Origin of the sequence: Microbacterium maritypicum (assembly GCF_008868125.1) — a bacterium.
GTDB lineage: Bacteria > Actinomycetota > Actinomycetes > Actinomycetales > Microbacteriaceae > Microbacterium > Microbacterium maritypicum.
On record NZ_WAAQ01000002.1, the window covers coordinates 550,592 to 567,793 of the forward strand.

General features: G+C 69.8%; 19 protein-coding genes. 13 read left to right on the forward strand and 6 right to left on the reverse strand.

Annotated elements, in window-relative coordinates; translation table 11 throughout:
* Positions 1–4: 4 nt before the first annotated feature.
* Positions 5–625, forward strand: a complete 621-nt coding sequence (locus F6W70_RS13385; protein WP_141386849.1) for a helix-turn-helix domain-containing protein — start codon at positions 5–7, stop codon at positions 623–625.
* A gap of 33 nt (positions 626–658) precedes the next feature.
* On the opposite strand, the gene F6W70_RS13390 is transcribed toward F6W70_RS13385, so the two are convergent.
* Together F6W70_RS13390 and F6W70_RS13395 are read right to left on the reverse strand one after the other, a co-directional pair.
* Positions 659–1,642, reverse strand: coding sequence for an o-succinylbenzoate synthase (locus F6W70_RS13390; RefSeq protein WP_151486982.1), 984 nt, complete (start codon positions 1,640–1,642; stop codon positions 659–661).
* A 40-nt stretch (positions 1,643–1,682) separates the two neighbouring features.
* Positions 1,683–2,702: a GNAT family N-acetyltransferase gene (locus F6W70_RS13395; RefSeq protein ID WP_151486983.1), complete on the reverse strand. Its 1,020-nt coding sequence runs from the start codon at positions 2,700–2,702 to the stop codon at positions 1,683–1,685.
* A gap of 92 nt (positions 2,703–2,794) precedes the next feature.
* Between F6W70_RS13395 and F6W70_RS13400 the strand changes: the two genes are divergently transcribed.
* The 11 genes from F6W70_RS13400 (at position 2,795) to F6W70_RS13450 (ending at position 12,381) form a co-directional block, all read left to right on the forward strand.
* A complete protein-coding gene (locus F6W70_RS13400; protein ID WP_055870057.1) occupies positions 2,795–3,127 on the forward strand; it encodes a PadR family transcriptional regulator in 333 nt (110 codons plus the stop codon).
* A 1-nt stretch (position 3,128) separates the two neighbouring features.
* A complete protein-coding gene (locus tag F6W70_RS13405; protein ID WP_127481904.1) occupies positions 3,129–4,097 on the forward strand; it encodes a permease prefix domain 1-containing protein in 969 nt (322 codons plus the stop codon).
* A 10-nt stretch (positions 4,098–4,107) separates the two neighbouring features.
* Complete coding sequence (locus tag F6W70_RS13410; protein WP_151486984.1) at positions 4,108–5,028, forward strand: 1,4-dihydroxy-2-naphthoyl-CoA synthase; 921 nt, start codon at positions 4,108–4,110, stop codon at positions 5,026–5,028.
* A gap of 13 nt (positions 5,029–5,041) precedes the next feature.
* Positions 5,042–6,196: an AMP-binding protein gene (locus tag F6W70_RS13415; protein ID WP_151486985.1), complete on the forward strand. Its 1,155-nt coding sequence runs from the start codon at positions 5,042–5,044 to the stop codon at positions 6,194–6,196.
* Between the two features lie 26 nt (positions 6,197–6,222).
* Positions 6,223–7,014, forward strand: a complete 792-nt coding sequence (locus F6W70_RS13420) for a class I SAM-dependent methyltransferase (RefSeq protein WP_141386842.1) — start codon at positions 6,223–6,225, stop codon at positions 7,012–7,014.
* Positions 7,015–7,075: 61 nt separating this feature from the next.
* Complete coding sequence (locus F6W70_RS13425) at positions 7,076–8,254, forward strand: sensor histidine kinase (protein WP_055870067.1); 1,179 nt, start codon at positions 7,076–7,078, stop codon at positions 8,252–8,254.
* Positions 8,251–8,886, forward strand: a complete 636-nt coding sequence (locus F6W70_RS13430; RefSeq protein WP_055870070.1) for a response regulator — start codon at positions 8,251–8,253, stop codon at positions 8,884–8,886. The genes F6W70_RS13425 and F6W70_RS13430 overlap by 4 nt, the downstream gene beginning before the upstream one ends.
* Positions 8,887–8,991: 105 nt before the next feature.
* The gene (locus tag F6W70_RS13435; protein ID WP_017828161.1) at positions 8,992–9,753 is read left to right on the forward strand and encodes an ABC transporter ATP-binding protein; all 762 of its coding nucleotides are present in this window, start codon (positions 8,992–8,994) and stop codon (positions 9,751–9,753) included.
* Positions 9,750–11,210, forward strand: a complete 1,461-nt coding sequence (locus tag F6W70_RS13440) for an ABC transporter permease (protein ID WP_055870073.1) — start codon at positions 9,750–9,752, stop codon at positions 11,208–11,210. Before F6W70_RS13435 ends, F6W70_RS13440 begins: the two co-directional genes overlap by 4 nt.
* Positions 11,211–11,228: 18 nt before the next feature.
* Positions 11,229–11,888, forward strand: coding sequence for a 2-phosphosulfolactate phosphatase (locus F6W70_RS13445; protein ID WP_055877159.1), 660 nt, complete (start codon positions 11,229–11,231; stop codon positions 11,886–11,888).
* A 79-nt stretch (positions 11,889–11,967) separates the two neighbouring features.
* On the forward strand, positions 11,968–12,381 hold the full coding sequence (locus F6W70_RS13450; protein WP_055870080.1) for a DUF3054 domain-containing protein: 414 nt from the start codon (positions 11,968–11,970) through the stop codon (positions 12,379–12,381).
* A gap of 7 nt (positions 12,382–12,388) precedes the next feature.
* On the opposite strand, the gene F6W70_RS13455 is transcribed toward F6W70_RS13450, so the two are convergent.
* The 4 genes from F6W70_RS13455 to F6W70_RS13470 form a co-directional block, all read right to left on the reverse strand.
* Entirely contained in the window at positions 12,389–12,877 is a 489-nt protein-coding gene (locus F6W70_RS13455; RefSeq protein WP_017828165.1) for a SprT-like domain-containing protein, read from the reverse strand.
* Between the two features lie 44 nt (positions 12,878–12,921).
* Entirely contained in the window at positions 12,922–13,449 is a 528-nt protein-coding gene (locus F6W70_RS13460; protein WP_017828166.1) for a hypothetical protein, read from the reverse strand.
* Positions 13,450–13,598: 149 nt separating this feature from the next.
* The gene (locus tag F6W70_RS13465) at positions 13,599–14,459 is read right to left on the reverse strand and encodes a spermidine synthase (protein ID WP_151486986.1); all 861 of its coding nucleotides are present in this window, start codon (positions 14,457–14,459) and stop codon (positions 13,599–13,601) included.
* Between the two features lie 31 nt (positions 14,460–14,490).
* Positions 14,491–15,759 carry an LCP family protein gene (locus F6W70_RS13470; RefSeq protein WP_151486987.1) on the reverse strand — a complete coding sequence of 423 codons (1,269 nt, stop codon included), beginning with the start codon at positions 15,757–15,759 and terminating at the stop codon, positions 14,491–14,493.
* A gap of 150 nt (positions 15,760–15,909) precedes the next feature.
* Between F6W70_RS13470 and F6W70_RS13475 the strand changes: the two genes are divergently transcribed.
* Positions 15,910–17,199, forward strand: a complete 1,290-nt coding sequence (locus tag F6W70_RS13475) for a sugar ABC transporter substrate-binding protein (RefSeq protein ID WP_151486988.1) — start codon at positions 15,910–15,912, stop codon at positions 17,197–17,199.
* The last annotated feature ends 3 nt before the right edge of the window (positions 17,200–17,202 follow it).

Sequence of the window (17,202 nt, forward strand, 5' to 3'; positions counted from 1 at the left end):
GGCCATGGACGAACACGAGGCGGTCATCGACGCGACGCTGGAGCAGATCGGTCCGAGGCTCCAGGCGCTGCGCCTTCGACGAGGAACGACACTCGCCGAGGTCGCGTCGGCCACGGGTATCTCGAAGAGCACTCTCTCGCGCCTGGAGACGGGTCAGCGGCGCGCGAGCCTGGAGCTGCTCCTGCCGCTCGCGCGCATGTACCGGGTGTCGCTGGACGACCTCGTGGGCGCTCCCGAGACCGGCGACCCGCGGGTGCGGCTGCGCCCGCGGCGGGTCAACGGGCGCACTGTGGTGGCGCTCACACGCCAGCCGGGCGAGAGGCATGCGTGGAAGATCATCGTGCCTTCCGAGGCCTCGGAGCCGAAGCTCACCTCGCATGAGGGGTCGTCATGGATGTATGTGCTCACCGGACGCATCCGGCTCATCGTGGGTGACCGCGACATCATGCTCGAGGCCGGAGAGGTCGCGGAGTTCGATACACGCACGCCGCACTGGTTCGGCGCCGATGGGGAGCACGACGCCGAGATCCTCACGATCTTCGGCGCGGAAGGCGGCCACGGTCAGCGCAGCACCGACCTCGCCACGCGCCACCTCGCCGAGGTGCTCGGCGGGCCTCCGCGGTGACGTGCGACGGGGTCCTCGCCGCGGCAGTCGGCCTCAGTGTGCGGCGGTCGAGAGCTCATAGTGGCAGCGGGCGAGGCGCGCGAGCCACCATTCGCGTCGTTCGTCCGATGCGGCGAGACGACTGAGTGCCTCCGCATCGGGTGTCACGCGGCCGACCGGGATCGAGCCGTCGACCGGGCGCAGGTCGGCCACGTCGTCGAGGAACAGCGACGCCGTGCCGAGCCCGCAGTCGTAGTCGAGTGTCGGGAGGGCCGCAGCGAGGGCGGCTCCTTGAGACAGGCCGATAGCGGTGTCCAGGGCGCTCGAGACCACGACGGGGAGCCCCGCGGCGGTGACGATCTGCAGCGCGTGAGTGATGCCGCCGAGGGGCTGCGCCTTGATCACGAGCAGGTCGGCCGCGCGGGCACGGGCGACCGCGAGCGGATCGGACGACTTGCGCACGCTCTCGTCGGCGGCGACCGGGATGCCCATGTACTTCACGCGCCTGCGGAGATCCGCCAGCTCCGGCACCGTCGCGCAGGGCTGCTCCACGTATTCCAGGTCGTACTCGCCCAGCGCATGCACGGCGTGCTCGGCCTCGTCGACGTTCCAGGCTCCGTTCGCGTCGACCCTGATGCGGCCCTCGGGGCCCATCGTCTCGCGCACGGCGCGAACGCGCGCCACGTCGTCGGAGAGGGTCTGCCCCGGCTCGGCGACCTTGACCTTCGCCGTGCGGCAGCCGGGGAATCGCGCCAGCAGCTCGGGCACGCGCGACGCCTCGATCGCGGGCACCGTGGCGTTCACGCCGATCCGATCCCGTAGCGGCTCCGGCTGCTCGCGCCAGGCGAAGTCGATCGCGGCCGCGAGCCATGTGGCCGCCTCCGCGTCTTCGTACTCCACGAACGGTGAGAACTCCGCCCACCCCTCCGGTCCCTCGAAGAGCAGTGCCTCCCGCACGTCGACGCCGCGGAAGCGACTGTGCATCGGGAGGGCGACGACCCTGGCCGAGTCGAGCAGGTCTGAGAGCGGCGGGATCATGTGCCCATTCTGTCCCCGGGAGGCCTGCGACCGCTGCACGTCAGGCCAGGTGTTTCTGCAGCTCGCCCATCCGCTCGGTGGGAATGAACCCGAGAAGCGTGTTCACGGCGAGCATGTGTGCGTTCGATTCCGCGTTGTACGTGTAGACGGCAGGTGCATGAGGAGCTCGGTGCTGCAACAGGCGGAGGTTCGCGATCTTCACCGCCGTGCCGAGGCGGTGGCCGCGGTCGGCCCGGCGCACGAGCGTGCCCCATTGGTACGCATTGCCGTCGTCGCCCGACACGACGAGCTGGGTGTAGGCGGCGACCTGGCCCTCCGGCGTCAGCGCGACGGTGCCGATCGGAAGACGGTTCTGCCTGACGAGGAGCTCCTCCTGCTCGCGGATGCTCTCCACGTCGGGCTTCGCGGGTGCGATGTCGAGATCGCCGCTGGGGGCTTCGGTATCGATCGAGGCGTCGAGGATCGCCCAGCCTTCGACGACGTCGTCCGGCACCGGTCCGATCCAGCTCCGGACCGAGTAGCCCCGGGTCGCCGCAGCGATGTCGGAGTCGATCCGGTCGAGCACCTCGAGGTCGAGCGGGAGTGCGAGCCGGTTCTGCACGTCCCCGAGCGCGAGCGCGTAGCCGTGGCGGCGGGCGAACTCGCGACCGGGTGCGCCCTTGCCGTCGGATCCGAGCTCGTACGGCCACGAGGTGTCGCCCTGCGCGGTGGTGCGTCCGGCCTCGGCGGCTTCTGCCTCGAGGAAGGCCAGGGCGGTGCTGCCGACTCCGCGCCGTCGATGCGCCGGCGGCACGTGGACGGCAAGGTGCGCGACGTGTGTGTTGTCCTTGAGGGGGAGTGCGAGGCCCGCTGCGCCGACGACAGTGCCGTCGTCGCGCAGCAGGAGGGGGCGTCGCTCGAGAGTCTGGGACTGCTGCTGCATCGCGTTGCGCGTCTCCTCGCGGGACCAGACCGGGATGTCGGATCCGCGGTCGGCACGTTCGGCGGCTGCATAGGCATCCCACCAGGCGTCCACCTCCGCGGCGTCGAACGGGTCGATGCGCGTGATCTCGAGCGTCATGACTCCACGCTACTTCCCCCTTCCCGTCCGCCCCGGGACTGTCCGAGACGTACGCTGGACAATAGTGTGTGACACACAGTAATGTGGGCTGCATGAACGAGACGCTCGACACGCACCTGCAGGAGCTGCGGCGCGGCACCGTGGTGCTGGCCTGCCTGCAGCTGCTGCGCACGCCGGGCTACGGCTATTCGCTGCTCGACCAGCTCGAGAAGCGCGGCTTCGCGACGGATGCGAACACCCTGTATCCGCTGCTGCGCCGCCTGGAGAAGCAGGAGTACCTCACGAGCGAGTGGAACACCGAGGAGGCGAGGCCGCGCAAGTTCTACCGCACCTCGGACGCCGGCATCCGCCTCGCCGACACCCTCACCGACGAATGGCGATCGCTCACCACGGCGATCGCGTCCCTCACTGCAGAGGAGAACTGACATGACCACCACCGCCACGCTCACCGAGCGGTACATCAGTGCCACGATCCGTAGTCTTCGGCCGGATGCGCAGGACGATGTCCGCGCCGAGCTCGAAGCCTCCATCACCGATGCGGTCGAGGCGCGAGTCGAGCAGGGTGAGGCGCCAGAGGCCGCCGAGCGCGCGGTCCTCACCGATCTCGGCGACCCCGGGGTGTTGGCTGCCGGGTATGCGGATCGCCCTCTGCACCTCATCGGCCCCCGTTACTACCTGACCTGGTGGCGGCTGCTCAAGCTGCTGCTGATCATCGTTCCGGCCTGCGCCGCCGTGGGTGTCGCGATCGCGAAGTTGATCGAGGGGGCACCGGTCGGAGACGTGATCGGCGCAATCGTCGCCGTCACCCTCTCGGTCGTCGTTCACGTGTGCTTCTGGGTGACGCTGGTGTTCGTCGTGCTCGAGCGCACCGGTGCCGACACGGGGGAGAAGTGGGACGTCGACCAGCTGCCCGTGCCGACCGAGAACGGCGCCGCGCGCAGCGACATGATCGCCACTCTCGTCTTCCTCGGCATCGGCGTCGCCGCGGTGGTGTGGGATGCGACCCGCGGGTTCTTCCCGACCGGCGGCGATCCGATCCCGATCCTGAACTCCGGGCTCTGGCCGTGGGGGATGACCGTGCTCCTCGCCATCATGCTCGCCGACGCCGTCCTGGCTGTCGCCGTGTACCGCCGACGCCGGTGGACGGTCGGTCTCGCCGTCGTCAACACGGCGCTCTCGATCGCGTTCGCCACCTGGGCGGTGACACTTCTCGTGCGGGACGAGCTGCTGAACCCGGAGTTCGTGCAGTTCGTGTTCGCCGACAACGGGGTGGACGCCGACACGTTGCGCATCCTCGCGGTAATCACCGGAGTCGGCATCATCGCCGTCCAGACCTGGACCATCATCGACGGCTGGATGAAGGCCTGGCGCGCTCGCCGCGGGCGCGAGGAATAGGCTGGATGCTGTGACCACCGCATTCGTCTCCGACCTCTTCGACCCGGCCGAATGGGTGCTCGCGCCCGGTGCTGAGGACTACACCGACATCACCGCGCACGTCTCACGTGACGGCGGAGTCGCACGCATCGCGTTCAACCGGCCGGAGGTGCGCAACGCGTTCCGTCCGCACACCGTGGATGAGCTCTACCGCGCGCTCGACATCGCTCGGCAGGATGCGCACATCGGTGCGGTGCTGCTCACGGGCAACGGCCCGAGCCCGAAGGATGGCGGCTGGGCGTTCTGCTCGGGCGGTGACCAGCGCATCCGCGGTCGCGACGGCTACAAGTACTCCGACACGGAGACCGCGATCGTCGACGGCGCGGGCCGTGCCGCCGTCGGCCGTCTGCACATCCTCGAGGTGCAGCGGCTCATCCGCTTCATGCCGAAGGTCGTCATCGCGGTCGTGCCCGGATGGGCGGCCGGCGGCGGACACTCCCTGCACGTGGTCTGCGACCTCACGATCGCCTCCGCGGAAGAGGCGCGTTTCAAGCAGACGGACACCGACGTGGGCAGCTTCGACGCCGGCTACGGCTCCGCCTACATGGCCCGCCAGACGGGGCAGAAGTTCGCCCGCGAGGTGTTCTTCCTCGCCGAGGAGTACTCCGCCCAGCGTGCGTACGAGATGGGTGCGGTGAACCGCGTGGTGCCGCATGCCGAGCTCGAGCGCGAGGCGCTGAAGATGGCGCGCACGGTGCTGACCAAGTCGCCGACGGCGATCCGCATGCTGAAGTTCGCCTTCAACGCCGTCGACGACGGGCTGGTCGGTCAGCAGGTCTTCGCGGGAGAGGCCACCCGCCTCGCCTACGGCACCGACGAAGCCGTCGAGGGTCGCGACTCGTTCCTCGAGAAGCGCGACCCCGACTGGTCCTCCTTCCCCTGGCACTACTGAGTCGGAGACCCGCATGACCGCCCTGATCCCCACGGATGCCGAAGATCCGGTTCTGCTGCGGGAAGCCCTGCGGCGTGCGCTCGACGGGGGCCCTGCTCTGGGACTCGGGATGGTGGACGGCGCCCCGGAGAACGTGGCGGACGGCCTCGCCGCCGTGATCGCGACGTCGGGATCGAGCGGCATCCCGAAGCGGGTCGCCCTGAGCGGGGAGGCCCTGCGGGCGAGTGCCGAGGCCACGGCGGCGCGCATCGGCAGCGGACGCTGGCTGCTCGCGCTGCCGGCCGGCTATGTCGCGGGGCTTCAGGTGCTGGTGCGGTCGATCCTCGCCGACACGCGACCGGCACGGATAGAGGGCCGGTTCTCGCCGGTGTCGTTCGCCGAGGCGACTCTCGAGATGCTGCGGCCTGCGTCGAACGCGGGGATCCCCGACCTGTACACCTCCCTCGTCCCCGCTCAGGTCGCGACCCTGCTCGACGCGGCGGATGACACCGCCGTGCGGGCGGCACTGCAGGCCTATCGGGCGATCCTGGTGGGCGGCCAGGCCCTCCCGGAGCCGCTGCGGGAACGGGCGGCCGACCTCGGTGTGCGACTGGTGCGCACCTACGGTTCGACCGAGACCAGTGGGGGATGCGTCTACGACGGTGTGCCCCTCGACACGGTCGGCGTGCGGACGGTCGACGGTGAGCTGCGCATCGCCGGTCCCATGCTCGCCGAGGGGTATCTCGGCGACGGGTCGCTGACCGCCCGCACGTTCGTGCGCGATGAGCACGGCATCCGCTGGTACCGCACGGGCGATCTCGGCCTCGTCGAAGACGGTGTCGTCCGTGTGCACGGCCGCGCCGACAACGTGATCGTGTCCGGGGGGATCAACATCTCCCTCGACCGTGTGGAGCGGATCGTCCGCCGGATCGCGGGCCTTCATGAGGCCGTGGTCGTCGGCGTGGAGGATGAGCGCTGGGGCGAGGCGTCCGTGATCGTCGCGGCTCGGGGCGAGGTGCTCCGCCGCAGCGAGTCGGAGCAGCTCGCGCACGCTCGCGACGCCGTCGAGGACGAACTCGGCAAGCACGCCCGTCCCGTCCGGCTGATCATGGTGGACGAGATCGAGGTGCTCTCCTCGGGCAAGCCCGACCGCGAGGCCATCCGTCGTATGGTCGCCGACCTGCACTGAGCGCACGCTCTGCCAGACTGGGCCGCATGGCCTCGTACACGCATGGACATCACGAATCCGTCCTCCGCTCCCACAACGTGCGCGACATCGCGAACTCCGCCGAGTACCTTCGCCCGCACCTCACCGCTACGACCCGTCTTCTCGACGTGGGTGCGGGGCCGGGCAGTATCACGGCCGACTTCGCCGGCATCGTCGCCCACGTCACGGCCACCGAGATCGATGAGAGCGCCCTGTCGCTCTCGCAGGGACTCGTGGCAGAGCGCGGGCTCACCAACCTCTCGTTCTCGATCGAGGACGTGCACGCGCTGAGCTTTCCCGACGACTCGTTCGATGTCGTGCACGCGCACCAGGTGCTCCAGCACGTCGGCGACCCGGTGACGGCCCTGCGCGAGATGCGCCGCGTCGCCGTTCCCGGGGGGATCGTCGCCGCGCGAGACGCGGACTACGCGGGCTTCCTCTGCTTCCCGGAACTGCCGGAGCTCGATCGCTGGCTCACCCTGTACCGTGCGGCGGCACGGGCCAACGGCGGGGAGCCGGATGCGGGACGCCGGCTGCTGTCCTGGGCGCGCGCCGCGGGATTCACGGACATCACCGCGACGGCATCCACCTGGTGCTACGCGTCTCCCGCCGAGCGGGCCTGGTGGGGCGGCATGTGGGCCGACCGCATCCTCGAGTCGGCGCTCGCGCGGCAGCTCGTCGACAGCGACATGGCGACGCGGGCCGATCTGCAGGAGATCAGCGACGCCTGGAAGCGCTGGGCCGACGACGGCGACGGGTGGTACCTGGTGCCGCACGGCGAGATCATCGCCCGGGCCTGACACGGCGGAGATACATCCCGCGACGGATGCCCGCTGCCAGGCCCTCGCGTAGCGTGGGGGAGTGATCCGCCCGCTCTCCCGCACCGCGCTGATCCTCGACATCGTCGGGGCGGCGCTGCTGTTCCTCGTGCTCGTGCCGACCTCGCTCGTGTTCTACGGGCCGGGGACGGGCAACGACGCGATCGGGGGGTTCGCGGTCGTGGGTGTCTTCATCGCGAGCGTGCTGATGTGCGGTGGCGTCGCGATCGGCCGGCTCGCCCCGGGGTGGGCCCTCGCCGCTGCGTGGGCCGGTGCCGTGCTGCAGATGCTGTCCGGCTTCGGGCCGCTCCCGGTGAACTTCGCGATCCTGCTCGTGCTCTACGCCACCTCGGCGTGGGGCACGCGCCGCGTGCTCTGGTGGGGCTTCGGATCCGCGTTGTTCGGAGGGTTCGTCGCGGCCGTCTTCATGATCATCGTGAACGGCGTCGCCTTCGGAACCGGGTCCGGCTGGGAGAAGGTCACCGCGGGCACGCTCCTCCTCGTCGTCTCGGTCATGGCGCTCGGGTTCGCCTGGGTGTGCGGACTGCTGTGGCGTGTGGTGCTGCGCGCTCGCGGCACCAGGTCGGCTCAGCTGCAGGCGGAGGCGCTCGCCGCGGAGGAGCAGGAGCGCGTGCGCATCGCGCGCGACATGCACGACGTGGTCGCGCACTCGCTCGCGGTCGTGATCGCGCAGGCCGATGGCGCCCGATACGCCGCCGCCGTGAAACCCGAGGTCGCGACCGAGGCACTCGGGACCATCGCCCAGACGGCACGCGGCGCTCTGAGCGACGTGCGGATGCTCCTCACGCAGCTGCGGCACCGGCAGGGCGACGGTCCGCAGCCCACGCTCGCCGATCTCGAAGCGCTGTTCGCGCAGGTGCGACAGGCGGGCATCGAACCGCGGGTCACGGTCGATCCGACGCCGCCGGGGGAGCCGCCCGCCGCCATCCAGCTCGCGGTCTACCGCATCCTGCAGGAAGCACTCACGAACGCGATCCGACACGGCGACGGCGCGGTCGACGTGAACCTCGCCTGGCTGCCGGATCGCGTCGACGTGGACGTGCGCAACACGGTCACGGGCGAGGCGACCGTCGCGCCGGGCGGACACGGAGTCATCGGCATGCGTGAACGCGCGCAGCTCGTCGGCGGTAGTCTGCAAGCCGAGCGCCGAGGGACACAGTTCGTCGTCCACGCCACGCTCCCGATCGGAGTCTCCGAATGATCAGAGTCGTGCTCGTCGACGACCAGGCGCTCTTCCGTGCCGGCATCCGGATGCTCGTCGCCTCCCAGCCCGACCTCGAAGTGGTGGGGGAAGCCGGCGACGGGAAGGAGGCGCTCGACGTCGTCCGCATGACCCGCCCGGACGTGGTGCTGATGGACATCCGGATGCCCGTCATGGACGGGCTCACCGCGACCGCCGAGATCCTGGCACGCCCGGAGCCGCCGCGCATCGTCATGCTCACCACGTTCGACCTCGACGAGGCGGCGGCGCGGGCCATCCGCCAGGGGGCGAGCGGCTTCCTCCTCAAGGACGCCGACCCCGAGTTCCTGCTCGCCGCGATCCGCACCGTGCACTCGGGGTCGAGTGTGATCGCCGCCTCGGCGACGCGCGACCTGTTCGAGCACTTCGCCGAGGCACCCAAGCCCGTGCCCGCGCAGTACACCGACCTCACGGACCGTGAGCGGGAGATCTTCGCGCTCGCCGCCCGCGGGCTCTCGAACTCCGAGATCGCCGCTCGCGAGTATCTGAGCGAGGCGACCGTGAAGACGCACATCAGTCGCATCCTCAGCAAACTCGCGCTGCGCGACCGCGTGCAGCTGGTGGTCTTCGCCTTCGAGCACGGCCTCGCCTGATCCCCCGCGCGCTCCGGCGGGCCCCGCAGATCATCCTTGCGATGTATGCGGAAGGGTCCCCGGGAGCGATGACCCGCGCGGGGCCGCGGAAATAGCGTCGGAGTCATGGAGATCACGACCACCGACCTGGGGCTCGCCGCCCGCGTCCAGCACCTGAAGAAGACCTACGGCTCCGGCGAGGGCACCGTCCGTGCGCTGGACGATGTGAGCGTCGGCATCCGCCGTGGGCAGTTCACCGCGATCATGGGGCCGTCCGGTTCCGGCAAGTCCACCCTGATGCACATCATGGCGGGACTCGACAGTCCCACCGAAGGACGTGCCTGGATCGGAGACACCGAGATCACCGGCCTCGGTGACATCGACCTCACGATCCTGCGGCGTCGACGCGTCGGCTTCATCTTCCAGGCGTTCAACCTGGTCCCGACGCTCGATGCGCTCGGCAACATCATGCTTCCGTTCGAGCTCGACGGTCGTCGGCCGAGTGCGATCGAGCGGGCGCGCATCGACGGACTTGTCGAGACGCTCGGGCTCGGTTCGCGGCTCGCTCATCGTCCGCACCAGCTGTCCGGCGGTCAGCAGCAGCGCGTGGCGATCGCCCGCGCCCTCGCCACCGCACCGGATCTGGTCTTCGCCGACGAGCCCACCGGAAACCTCGACTCGAAGACCGGGCGCGAGGTGCTGCGACTGCTCGCCACTGCGAGCCGCGAGCACGGCCAGTCCATCGCGATGGTCACGCACGACGCGATCGCCGCGAGCCACGCCGACCGCGTGCTCTACCTCGGCGACGGCCGCATCGTCGCCGACCACCCGCGCCAGAGCGCCGAGGAGATCTCGGCCTACATGCTCGCCGCCGAGGTGGCGGCATGACCGCCGTCGCCACGGTCGTCCCCGAATCGCGGGCGACCGGCCCCCGGCTGGCGTGGCTGCGCGATCGGGGGATGGGCGCGAGCATCCTGGTCGCTGCGTTGTCTGCCGCGTTCGGTGTGCTCCTCGTCGAGATCACCGCCTACATCGGCGCCGTGCTGCAGGCCGACCCCTTCATCGGTGACAGCGGGACGCTCGCCTTCGTGGTGGCCCTGCTGTCGGTGCTGCTGACCGTGGTCGCGATGTATGTCGCCGCCATCGTCACCGCGAACACCTTCTCGACGATCATCGCCGGACGCACCCGTCAGATCGCGCTCATGCGTCTGATCGGGGCGACTGCGCGTTCGCAGCGGTCAGAGGTCGGAAAGCAGGGACTCGTCGTCGGGCTTCTCGGCGCGGCGATCGGTCTGCTCGCCGGCCTCCTGCTCGCGGTGATCGGGGTGCAGATCGGAGGGCAGCTGATCGACAACGCCCCCTCCGACTTCTCGCTCGCCCAGCCGTTCGTGGCGCTGCCGGCGATCGGTGTCGCCCTCACCACCTGGGCGGCGGCGTGGGCGGGCTCCCGGCGCGTGCTGTCGGTGACCCCGCTGCAGGCACTCGGCGGTTCGGTCGAGCGCACGCACGACGAGGTCTCCGGCAAGGCGGGGCGGCACATCGGCGCCTGGGTGCTGCTGATCGCCGGCGCCGCGCTCCTGGTGGGGGGCGTGCTGGTCGGACTCCTCACGCCGCTCGGCGTCGTGGTCGCCTTCTTCGGGGGCGTGCTCTCGTTCACGGGCCTCGCTCTCGGATCCGTCCTGTTCATGCCGCCGGTCCTGCGCTTGGTGGGACGCATGTTCGGGTCGAGTGCGACCGCGCGCCTCGCCGCCGAGAACGCGCTGCGCTACCCGGAGCGCTCGTCGCGGATGGCGATCGGCGTGGTGATGGGGGTGACCCTGGTGACGATGTTCGCCGTGGCCCTCGAATCGGCCAAGCGTCTGATGATGAGCCAGGTCACGGGCGAGGTCCCGGAGGAGTTCTTCGCCCCGATGGATGCGTTCGCTGCGGTGATGATGGTGCTGGTCGCCGTCTCGGCCGTGATCGCCGCGGTCGGTCTGGTGAACCTGCTCACGATCGGGGTGGTGCAGCGGCGCCGGGAGCTGGGACTGCTGCGCTCGATCGGTCTGTCCAACCGCCAGGTGCGACGGATGGTGCTGCTCGAAGCCACGCACATCACGGTCGCGGCGACTCTGACGGGGCTCGTGCTGGGCGTCGCGTACGGCTGGATCGCCGCGCAGTCGCTGCTGGGCTCGGTGCCGACGCTGCCGGAGTTCACCCCGGCGGGGCTCGTGGCTCCGCAGATCCCGTGGATCCCGGTCGCCATCATCGTCGTCGCGACGGCGGTGCTCACGCTGGTGGCGGCGGCGACGCCCACGAGGTTGGCCACCAGGGTGGCTCCGGTCGAGGCGCTCGCAGCGGATTGACGCCTCTAGGCTGGTCGGATGCCGTCGCCGTTCGATCAGTCCACGTACCAGGTCCGCCTCGACTGGGGCACTGCGGGTCTCGCCCGTCTCGCCACCGCCGATGTCGTCGTGGTCGTCGATGTGCTGCGGTTCTCCTCTACGGTCATCGATGCCACGGCCTCGGGCGTCACCGTCGCACTGGAAGAGGCGCAGCGCTGGTCCCGCAACGGTGCAGCCGTGGTCGCCGCGGCCTCCACGGACTCGACGGTGCTCGTGGGAGGCATCCGCAACGCGGCGGCTGTCGCGCGGGCGGTGCAGACCATCCAGGAACGACGGCAGGCACGCACTTCGGTCGCCGTCATCGCGGCGGGTGAGCTCGACTCCGCGGGGACGTTGCGGTTTGCGGTCGAGGACCAGCTCGGAGCCGGAGCGATCGTGTCGGCGCTCTCTGCTCGGGGCATCGATCACACGGCTCCGGATGCTGCGGTGGCCGCGGAGGGCTTCCATGCTCTCCGCGGCGCCGTGCGGCACATGGTCGGTGCGAGCGGTTCCGGCCGCGAGCTCGCCGACGGAGTCATCGCTACCGCCCGCATCGAAGCGTCGGGACTGGTGCCGACATCGGTGGCGGACGCCGCCGTGCTCGACGCGGTCGATCTCGTACCGGTGCTGCGCGACGGATCGTTCACCCGTTTCGAGTGACGCCCGCTTCGGGTGCGGTTATTCCGCCGGATGCCGCGGGGCGGGCGCTGCTTCGGTTCGAGGCACGTAGGGTCGTGGCATGAGGTACCTTCCCGCTGTCGTCGTCGATGTCGTGCTCGTGCTGATCTTCGCCGCGATCGGCCGCGCCTCCCATGACGAGAACCCTGCCGGTTTCCTGCTCACGGCGTGGCCCTTCCTGATCGCCCTGCTCATCGGGCATCTCCTCGCCGCGCTGCTGCCCGGTCGGCCACGCCGCCCCTGGTCCGTGCTGTGGGGTGCCGTGGTCTGGATCGTGACGGTCGCGGGAGGAATGCTCATCCGCGTGCTCAGCGGCGACACCGCCGAGGTGCCGTTCATCATCGTGGCGACCCTCGTGCTCGGGGCCTTCCTGGTCGGCTGGCGCGCGATCACCGCGCTGCTGCGTCGCCGGCGCAATTCCCCCGATGCGGCGGAGGCCACGCGGTCCGAAAGCCTCGACGAGCCGAACGACTGAGTCGCCGTCAGCGCGGCATCTGCGCAGCGAGGCGCACGTCGGTCGAGATCTCGCGTCGGGTCCAGGCGAACAGATGCCGGGAATCGAACGTCCGCGAGCAGCGCGCGCACGATGTGGGTCTCGTGGGGCGACGGTGCCGGTAGGTCACGTGCCCCGCGGGGCAGCTGCCCACCCAGGGCGCGAGCTCCACGGCCGTCTCACCGTGGTGGGTCGTGCCGCCGACGTAGCCGAGGTCGCGGGCGACGCGCTTCCATACCGGTCCATGCGCTGCCGCGTGGCCGGCGAGGGCGTGCGCGACCTCGTGCAGCAGCACCTGGTGGATGTCGTCGTCTTCGAAGCGTGCGGCGAGGTAGCGCGACACGGTGATGCGCTTCTTCGTGTAGTCGCATTGGCCGGCCCGACGCTTGGCATTGTCGAAGCCGAAGGACCAGCTGTCGTCGAGATGCAGCGTGATCAGTGCTTCGCCCCAGACGCGCACACGGTCAAGTTCCGCCATGCGATCAGGCTAAGCCATGCCGCCGACATCGTCGCGGCACGGGGTCAGCCCGCGATGAGCTGCGGCGGGCGACGCCGCTCGACGGCCTCGATGGCCAGGAGCGCGGTCTCGAGCTCGCTGTCCTGCGCGCCGGACTCACGGCGAAGGAACAGCGACTGCTTGAAGCTCTCCCTGGCGGTCTCGTAGTCGCCCGCGTCGTAGGCGTTCTTGCCGTGGTGCTGATAGGCGAAGGCAGCGATCGACAGCCAACGCTGCCCTTCCGCCTCGGTCGCGCAGGTCGAGAGCTCCTGTTCGGCCGCGGCATGCGCGCCACGGTACTGCAGGATCGTCGCGTGCAGCACGCGGGCGCGCAGAACGTCCTTGCGAGTGCCGGCCATGCGTGCTTGGCGCACCGTCTCATCTGCCAGATCGAGCGCCTCGTCGAGGCGGTCGAGCACCTTCAGCAGCCACACGCGCTCCAGCAGAGCGGGCAGGCTGCGCTGCGAATCGATCTCCGCGAGACGTGTCTCGCACTCATCGAGATCGACCTTTTCGCGGAGGGTCTCCTGGTCGTATCCCCGGATGAAACTCATTGCTCTCCTTCCGCAGCGTCCCCTACCAGTCTGCCTTCCGGTCGTGGGCTCGTGGGGGCGGCGCGCCCTGGTCGCGGCATCCTGTCCTCGACACGCCGTCGCCCCGCTGCGTCGGTTCTTCCCGGGGTGCCAGATGACCGCGTCGTGGCTCAGCGCAGGAAGAGCGAAGCGTCCGGCCGAGGGGAGGCGACGGCGTCGACGTCGGTGACGATCCGTGCGCCCTGAACGAACGCGTCGACCTCTGCGCCCTGCGCGATCTTCGCGGGGTGGGGACCCGCGGCCAGGATGCGCGGCAGCCACTCCGTCGGCAGGGGAGTGGCCGAAGCGGCGATGACGAGGTTCCCGAAGCGTCGCCCCTTGAGCACCTGGGTGTCGGCGAGGATGCCGATCTCGGGGAGTACGTGCGCGATCGTCGCGGCCTGCCGGCGGGCGAACGCGAGCCCGGGACCGTCGGCGACGTTGACGAGGAGCACACCGTCGGTCGACAGCAGCTCCGCCAGCTCGCGGTAGAACTCGACGCTGGTGAGGTGGGCCGGCGTCTGCGCCCCCGAATACACGTCGGAGACGACGAGGTCGCACTGCGCCCGCAGCGCGCTCGGCAGCTTCGCGACTCCCTCGCGGGCATCGCCGATCCTGATCCGGATCGGTGCGCCCTTGGGCAGCGGGAGGTGCTCCCGCACCAGCTGCGCGAGCGGGGCTTCGAGTTCGATGACCTGCTGACGCGAGCCCGGGCGCGTGGCCTCGATATAGCGGGGGATCGTCAGCGCACCGGCACCGAGGTGCACGGCCGTCAGCGCACCCGGTGCGAGCTGGTCGATCACCGCTCCCATGCGCACGATGTACTCGAAGTGCAGGTGCGTCGGGTCGTCCAGGTCGACGTGCGACTGCGGGGTGCCGTCGACGATCAGCTCGAAACCGCTCGTGAACTCCGACGGAATGATGCTGGCGATGCCGCCGTGATCGAGTCGGGTCTGGGGGTGCTCGGTGTCTCGCGATCTCGTCCGGCCCATGGGCACGAGCCTACGCGCTGGGGGGAGAGCGTCAGCGCTGCCTGCCGTTCGCGCAGGTCTCCTGCTCGGCCGTCTGCCCGGAGATGGCGGAGTCGAGCGTCGCGCGCGGCACCGGAGCCTCCGTTGCGGGGGCGTCGGTCGCGGGATCCGTCGCCGGAACTTCCGCCTCGGCGCCCGGTGCCGGTTCGACGAGCTCGACGCCTCCGTTGTTGCTGACATCGCCGGTGAGCTGCACGGGCTGGCCCGCCTTCAGGGCGTCCCAGATGGTGGCCGCGGCGTCGCGGTTCGGGATCACGCGGTCGGAATCGTCGGGGTCGGCGAACACCGGGTACTGCAGGAAGACGAACTCCGAGAACGGCACATCCTTGACCGACAGTGCGAGCTGGGCGAGCCGGACCGGGTTGGCCAGCTTGTCGCTCGGGTCGATGTTGTCGACGACGGTGTTCGCGAGCCCCAGCACCTTGCCCGGGTCGGAGAGCACCTCGTCGCTCATGATCTTCTTCACCAGACGAGACATGTACTGCTGCTGGTTCGACACCCGTGCCATGTCGCTCTCGTCGCCGACGCCGTGCCGCGTGCGGATGAACTGGAGCGCCTCGTAGCCCGAGACCGTGCGCGGTCCCGGCTCCCAGTCGATGGCCGTCTGGTCGTCGCGGATGCCCTCGCCACCGATGCACACCTCGACCCCGCCGATGGCGTCGGTGACGTCGATCACCCCGTCGAAGTCGATCTTGGCGGCGAAGGGGATCTCCACACCGGTGAGGTCGGTGATGGTCTTCGCCACGCATGAGATGCCCGCCCGCTGGAAGACCGAGTTGATCTGGGTCTTGCGCGTCGCCGAGGCGACGGAGCCGTCGGGCAGGGTGCACTCGGGGGTCTCGAGCATCAGGTCGCGGGGGAACGAGATCACGGTGACCTTGCGCGGTTCCGCCGACACATGCACGAGCAGGTTCACGTCATTGAGGATCCCGCCGTCCGCTTCCGAGCAGCGCTCGCCCAGCAGGCCCGTCGACACTTCGCCGCACTCGTCGGTGCCGATCAGCAGCACGCTGAACTCGCCGGGGAAGGCGCTGATGGAGGGGGGTTCGACCTCGGGAGCGTCTTCCAGCGTGACGGCGCCCTCGTTGAAGCGGTTGAAGTAGTCGGTCACGACGAACGCGGCGACAGCGATCGCGGAGACCAGCACGACACCCAGCGTGATCCCGGCGATCTTGAGGAATCCTCTGGCAGGCCCGGGGGAGGGGAGCGTCGCGTGGCGGGCGACCGTCGAACGGTCCTTGTCAGGGGTGCGGCGAACCATCCGGGGAGCCTACCGGGGGAACCTGATGTTACGGCCGCATGACGATTGTGAGAGGAACTTGCAGGTAATTAGTTAGTCGTGGATACTTTTTCCTAACCCCCGGTGAGTACCCGATGCTTGCCAGGACTTTTCAAAGAGGAGATCCCCGCAATGCACAAGCGCATTCTCTCGGCCGTGGCGCTCGGCGCCGTGGCCACGCTCGCCCTCGCCGGCTGCGCCGGCGGCACCGACGCCGCCTCCACCGACGGCAAGGGCCAGGAGCTCACCGTCTGGATCATGAAGGGCACCAACCCCGACGCCTCCGCCTTCTACGACAAGGTGTCCGACGCCTTCGAGGAGGAGACCGGCGCGACGGTCAAGATCGAGGAGATCCAGTGGGCAGACGCCCACGACCGCTTCGTGACCTCCATCGCCGGTGGCACGACTCCCGACATCGCCGAGACCGGAACCACCTGGACCGCCGAGTTCGCCGATGCCGGCGCGCTGCTGCCGATCGACGAGTACGTCGACGCCGAGAAGGGCCTCCGCGGCGACCTCGTCGAGGGTCTCGAAGTCGCCGGCACCTACGACGGAGAGCTGTACGGCATGCCGTGGTACGCCGGCGTCCGCTCGCTCGTGTACCGCGCCGACGTGTTCGAGGAGCTCGGACTCGAGGCTCCGAAGACGTGGGACGACATCGTCGCAGCGGGTGAGGCCATCAAGGCCGCCAAGCCCGACATGCTCCCCTTCCCCGTCCCCGGTGACGCCGAGTTCCAGGTCTACCCCTGGGTCTGGGGCGCGGGCGGCGAGATCGCCACGAAGGACGGCAAGACCTGGACGAGCGAGCTCGACAGCAAGGAATCGCAGGCGGGCATCGAGTTCTACACGGGCCTGGCCACCGAGCACGGCTTCTCCTCCGCAGGTGCCACCACCTGGAAGGAGACCGACCTCAGCGACGCGTTCACCCAGGGCAATGTCGCGATGATGCTCTCCGGCTCCTGGACGCCGAACAAGCTCATCGAGACCAACCCCGACCTCGAGGGCAAGATCGGTGCAGCAGTCATCCCGGGTGAAGACGGCGGCATCGCTCCCTCCGTGCTCGGCGGATCGCACCTCTCGATCTTCAACACGACCAAGAACGCCGACCTGGCGTGGGAGTTCGTCAAGCTGGTGACCACGGGCGACCTCGCCGAGCAGTGGTCGAACGAGACCGGGTACTTCCCGGGCGTCCAGTCCGCGATGGAAGAGGCACTGGCCTCGACCGACCCGCTGGTCGCACCGTTCGCCGAGCAGATGGTCGATGGCGGCGCATCCGTCCCGGTCACCCCGAACTTCGGCGCCGTGCAGGCGAAGAAGACGACCAACTCCATGATCCAGGCCATCCTCAGCGGGCAGAAGGACGTCGCGACCGCGACGAAGGACGCCGCAGCCGAGATGACCGAACTGCTCAACCAGAAGTAAGGA

What these genes read in the sequence shown, in the direction of transcription:
- F6W70_RS13385 (WP_141386849.1), top strand. Translation starts at nt 5, where the DNA reads ATGGACGAACACGAGGCGGTCATCGACGCGACGCTGGAGCAGATCGGT.
- F6W70_RS13390 (WP_151486982.1), bottom strand. Translation starts at nt 1,642, where the DNA reads ATGATCCCGCCGCTCTCAGACCTGCTCGACTCGGCCAGGGTCGTCGCC.
- F6W70_RS13395 (WP_151486983.1), bottom strand. Translation starts at nt 2,702, where the DNA reads ATGACGCTCGAGATCACGCGCATCGACCCGTTCGACGCCGCGGAGGTG.
- F6W70_RS13400 (WP_055870057.1), top strand. Translation starts at nt 2,795, where the DNA reads ATGAACGAGACGCTCGACACGCACCTGCAGGAGCTGCGGCGCGGCACC.
- F6W70_RS13405 (WP_127481904.1), top strand. Translation starts at nt 3,129, where the DNA reads ATGACCACCACCGCCACGCTCACCGAGCGGTACATCAGTGCCACGATC.
- F6W70_RS13415 (WP_151486985.1), top strand. Translation starts at nt 5,042, where the DNA reads ATGACCGCCCTGATCCCCACGGATGCCGAAGATCCGGTTCTGCTGCGG.
- F6W70_RS13420 (WP_141386842.1), top strand. Translation starts at nt 6,223, where the DNA reads ATGGCCTCGTACACGCATGGACATCACGAATCCGTCCTCCGCTCCCAC.
- F6W70_RS13430 (WP_055870070.1), top strand. Translation starts at nt 8,251, where the DNA reads ATGATCAGAGTCGTGCTCGTCGACGACCAGGCGCTCTTCCGTGCCGGC.
- F6W70_RS13435 (WP_017828161.1), top strand. Translation starts at nt 8,992, where the DNA reads ATGGAGATCACGACCACCGACCTGGGGCTCGCCGCCCGCGTCCAGCAC.
- F6W70_RS13440 (WP_055870073.1), top strand. Translation starts at nt 9,750, where the DNA reads ATGACCGCCGTCGCCACGGTCGTCCCCGAATCGCGGGCGACCGGCCCC.
- F6W70_RS13445 (WP_055877159.1), top strand. Translation starts at nt 11,229, where the DNA reads ATGCCGTCGCCGTTCGATCAGTCCACGTACCAGGTCCGCCTCGACTGG.
- F6W70_RS13450 (WP_055870080.1), top strand. Translation starts at nt 11,968, where the DNA reads ATGAGGTACCTTCCCGCTGTCGTCGTCGATGTCGTGCTCGTGCTGATC.
- F6W70_RS13455 (WP_017828165.1), bottom strand. Translation starts at nt 12,877, where the DNA reads ATGGCGGAACTTGACCGTGTGCGCGTCTGGGGCGAAGCACTGATCACG.
- F6W70_RS13460 (WP_017828166.1), bottom strand. Translation starts at nt 13,449, where the DNA reads ATGAGTTTCATCCGGGGATACGACCAGGAGACCCTCCGCGAAAAGGTC.
- F6W70_RS13465 (WP_151486986.1), bottom strand. Translation starts at nt 14,459, where the DNA reads ATGGGCCGGACGAGATCGCGAGACACCGAGCACCCCCAGACCCGACTC.
- F6W70_RS13470 (WP_151486987.1), bottom strand. Translation starts at nt 15,759, where the DNA reads ATGGTTCGCCGCACCCCTGACAAGGACCGTTCGACGGTCGCCCGCCAC.
- F6W70_RS13475 (WP_151486988.1), top strand. Translation starts at nt 15,910, where the DNA reads ATGCACAAGCGCATTCTCTCGGCCGTGGCGCTCGGCGCCGTGGCCACG.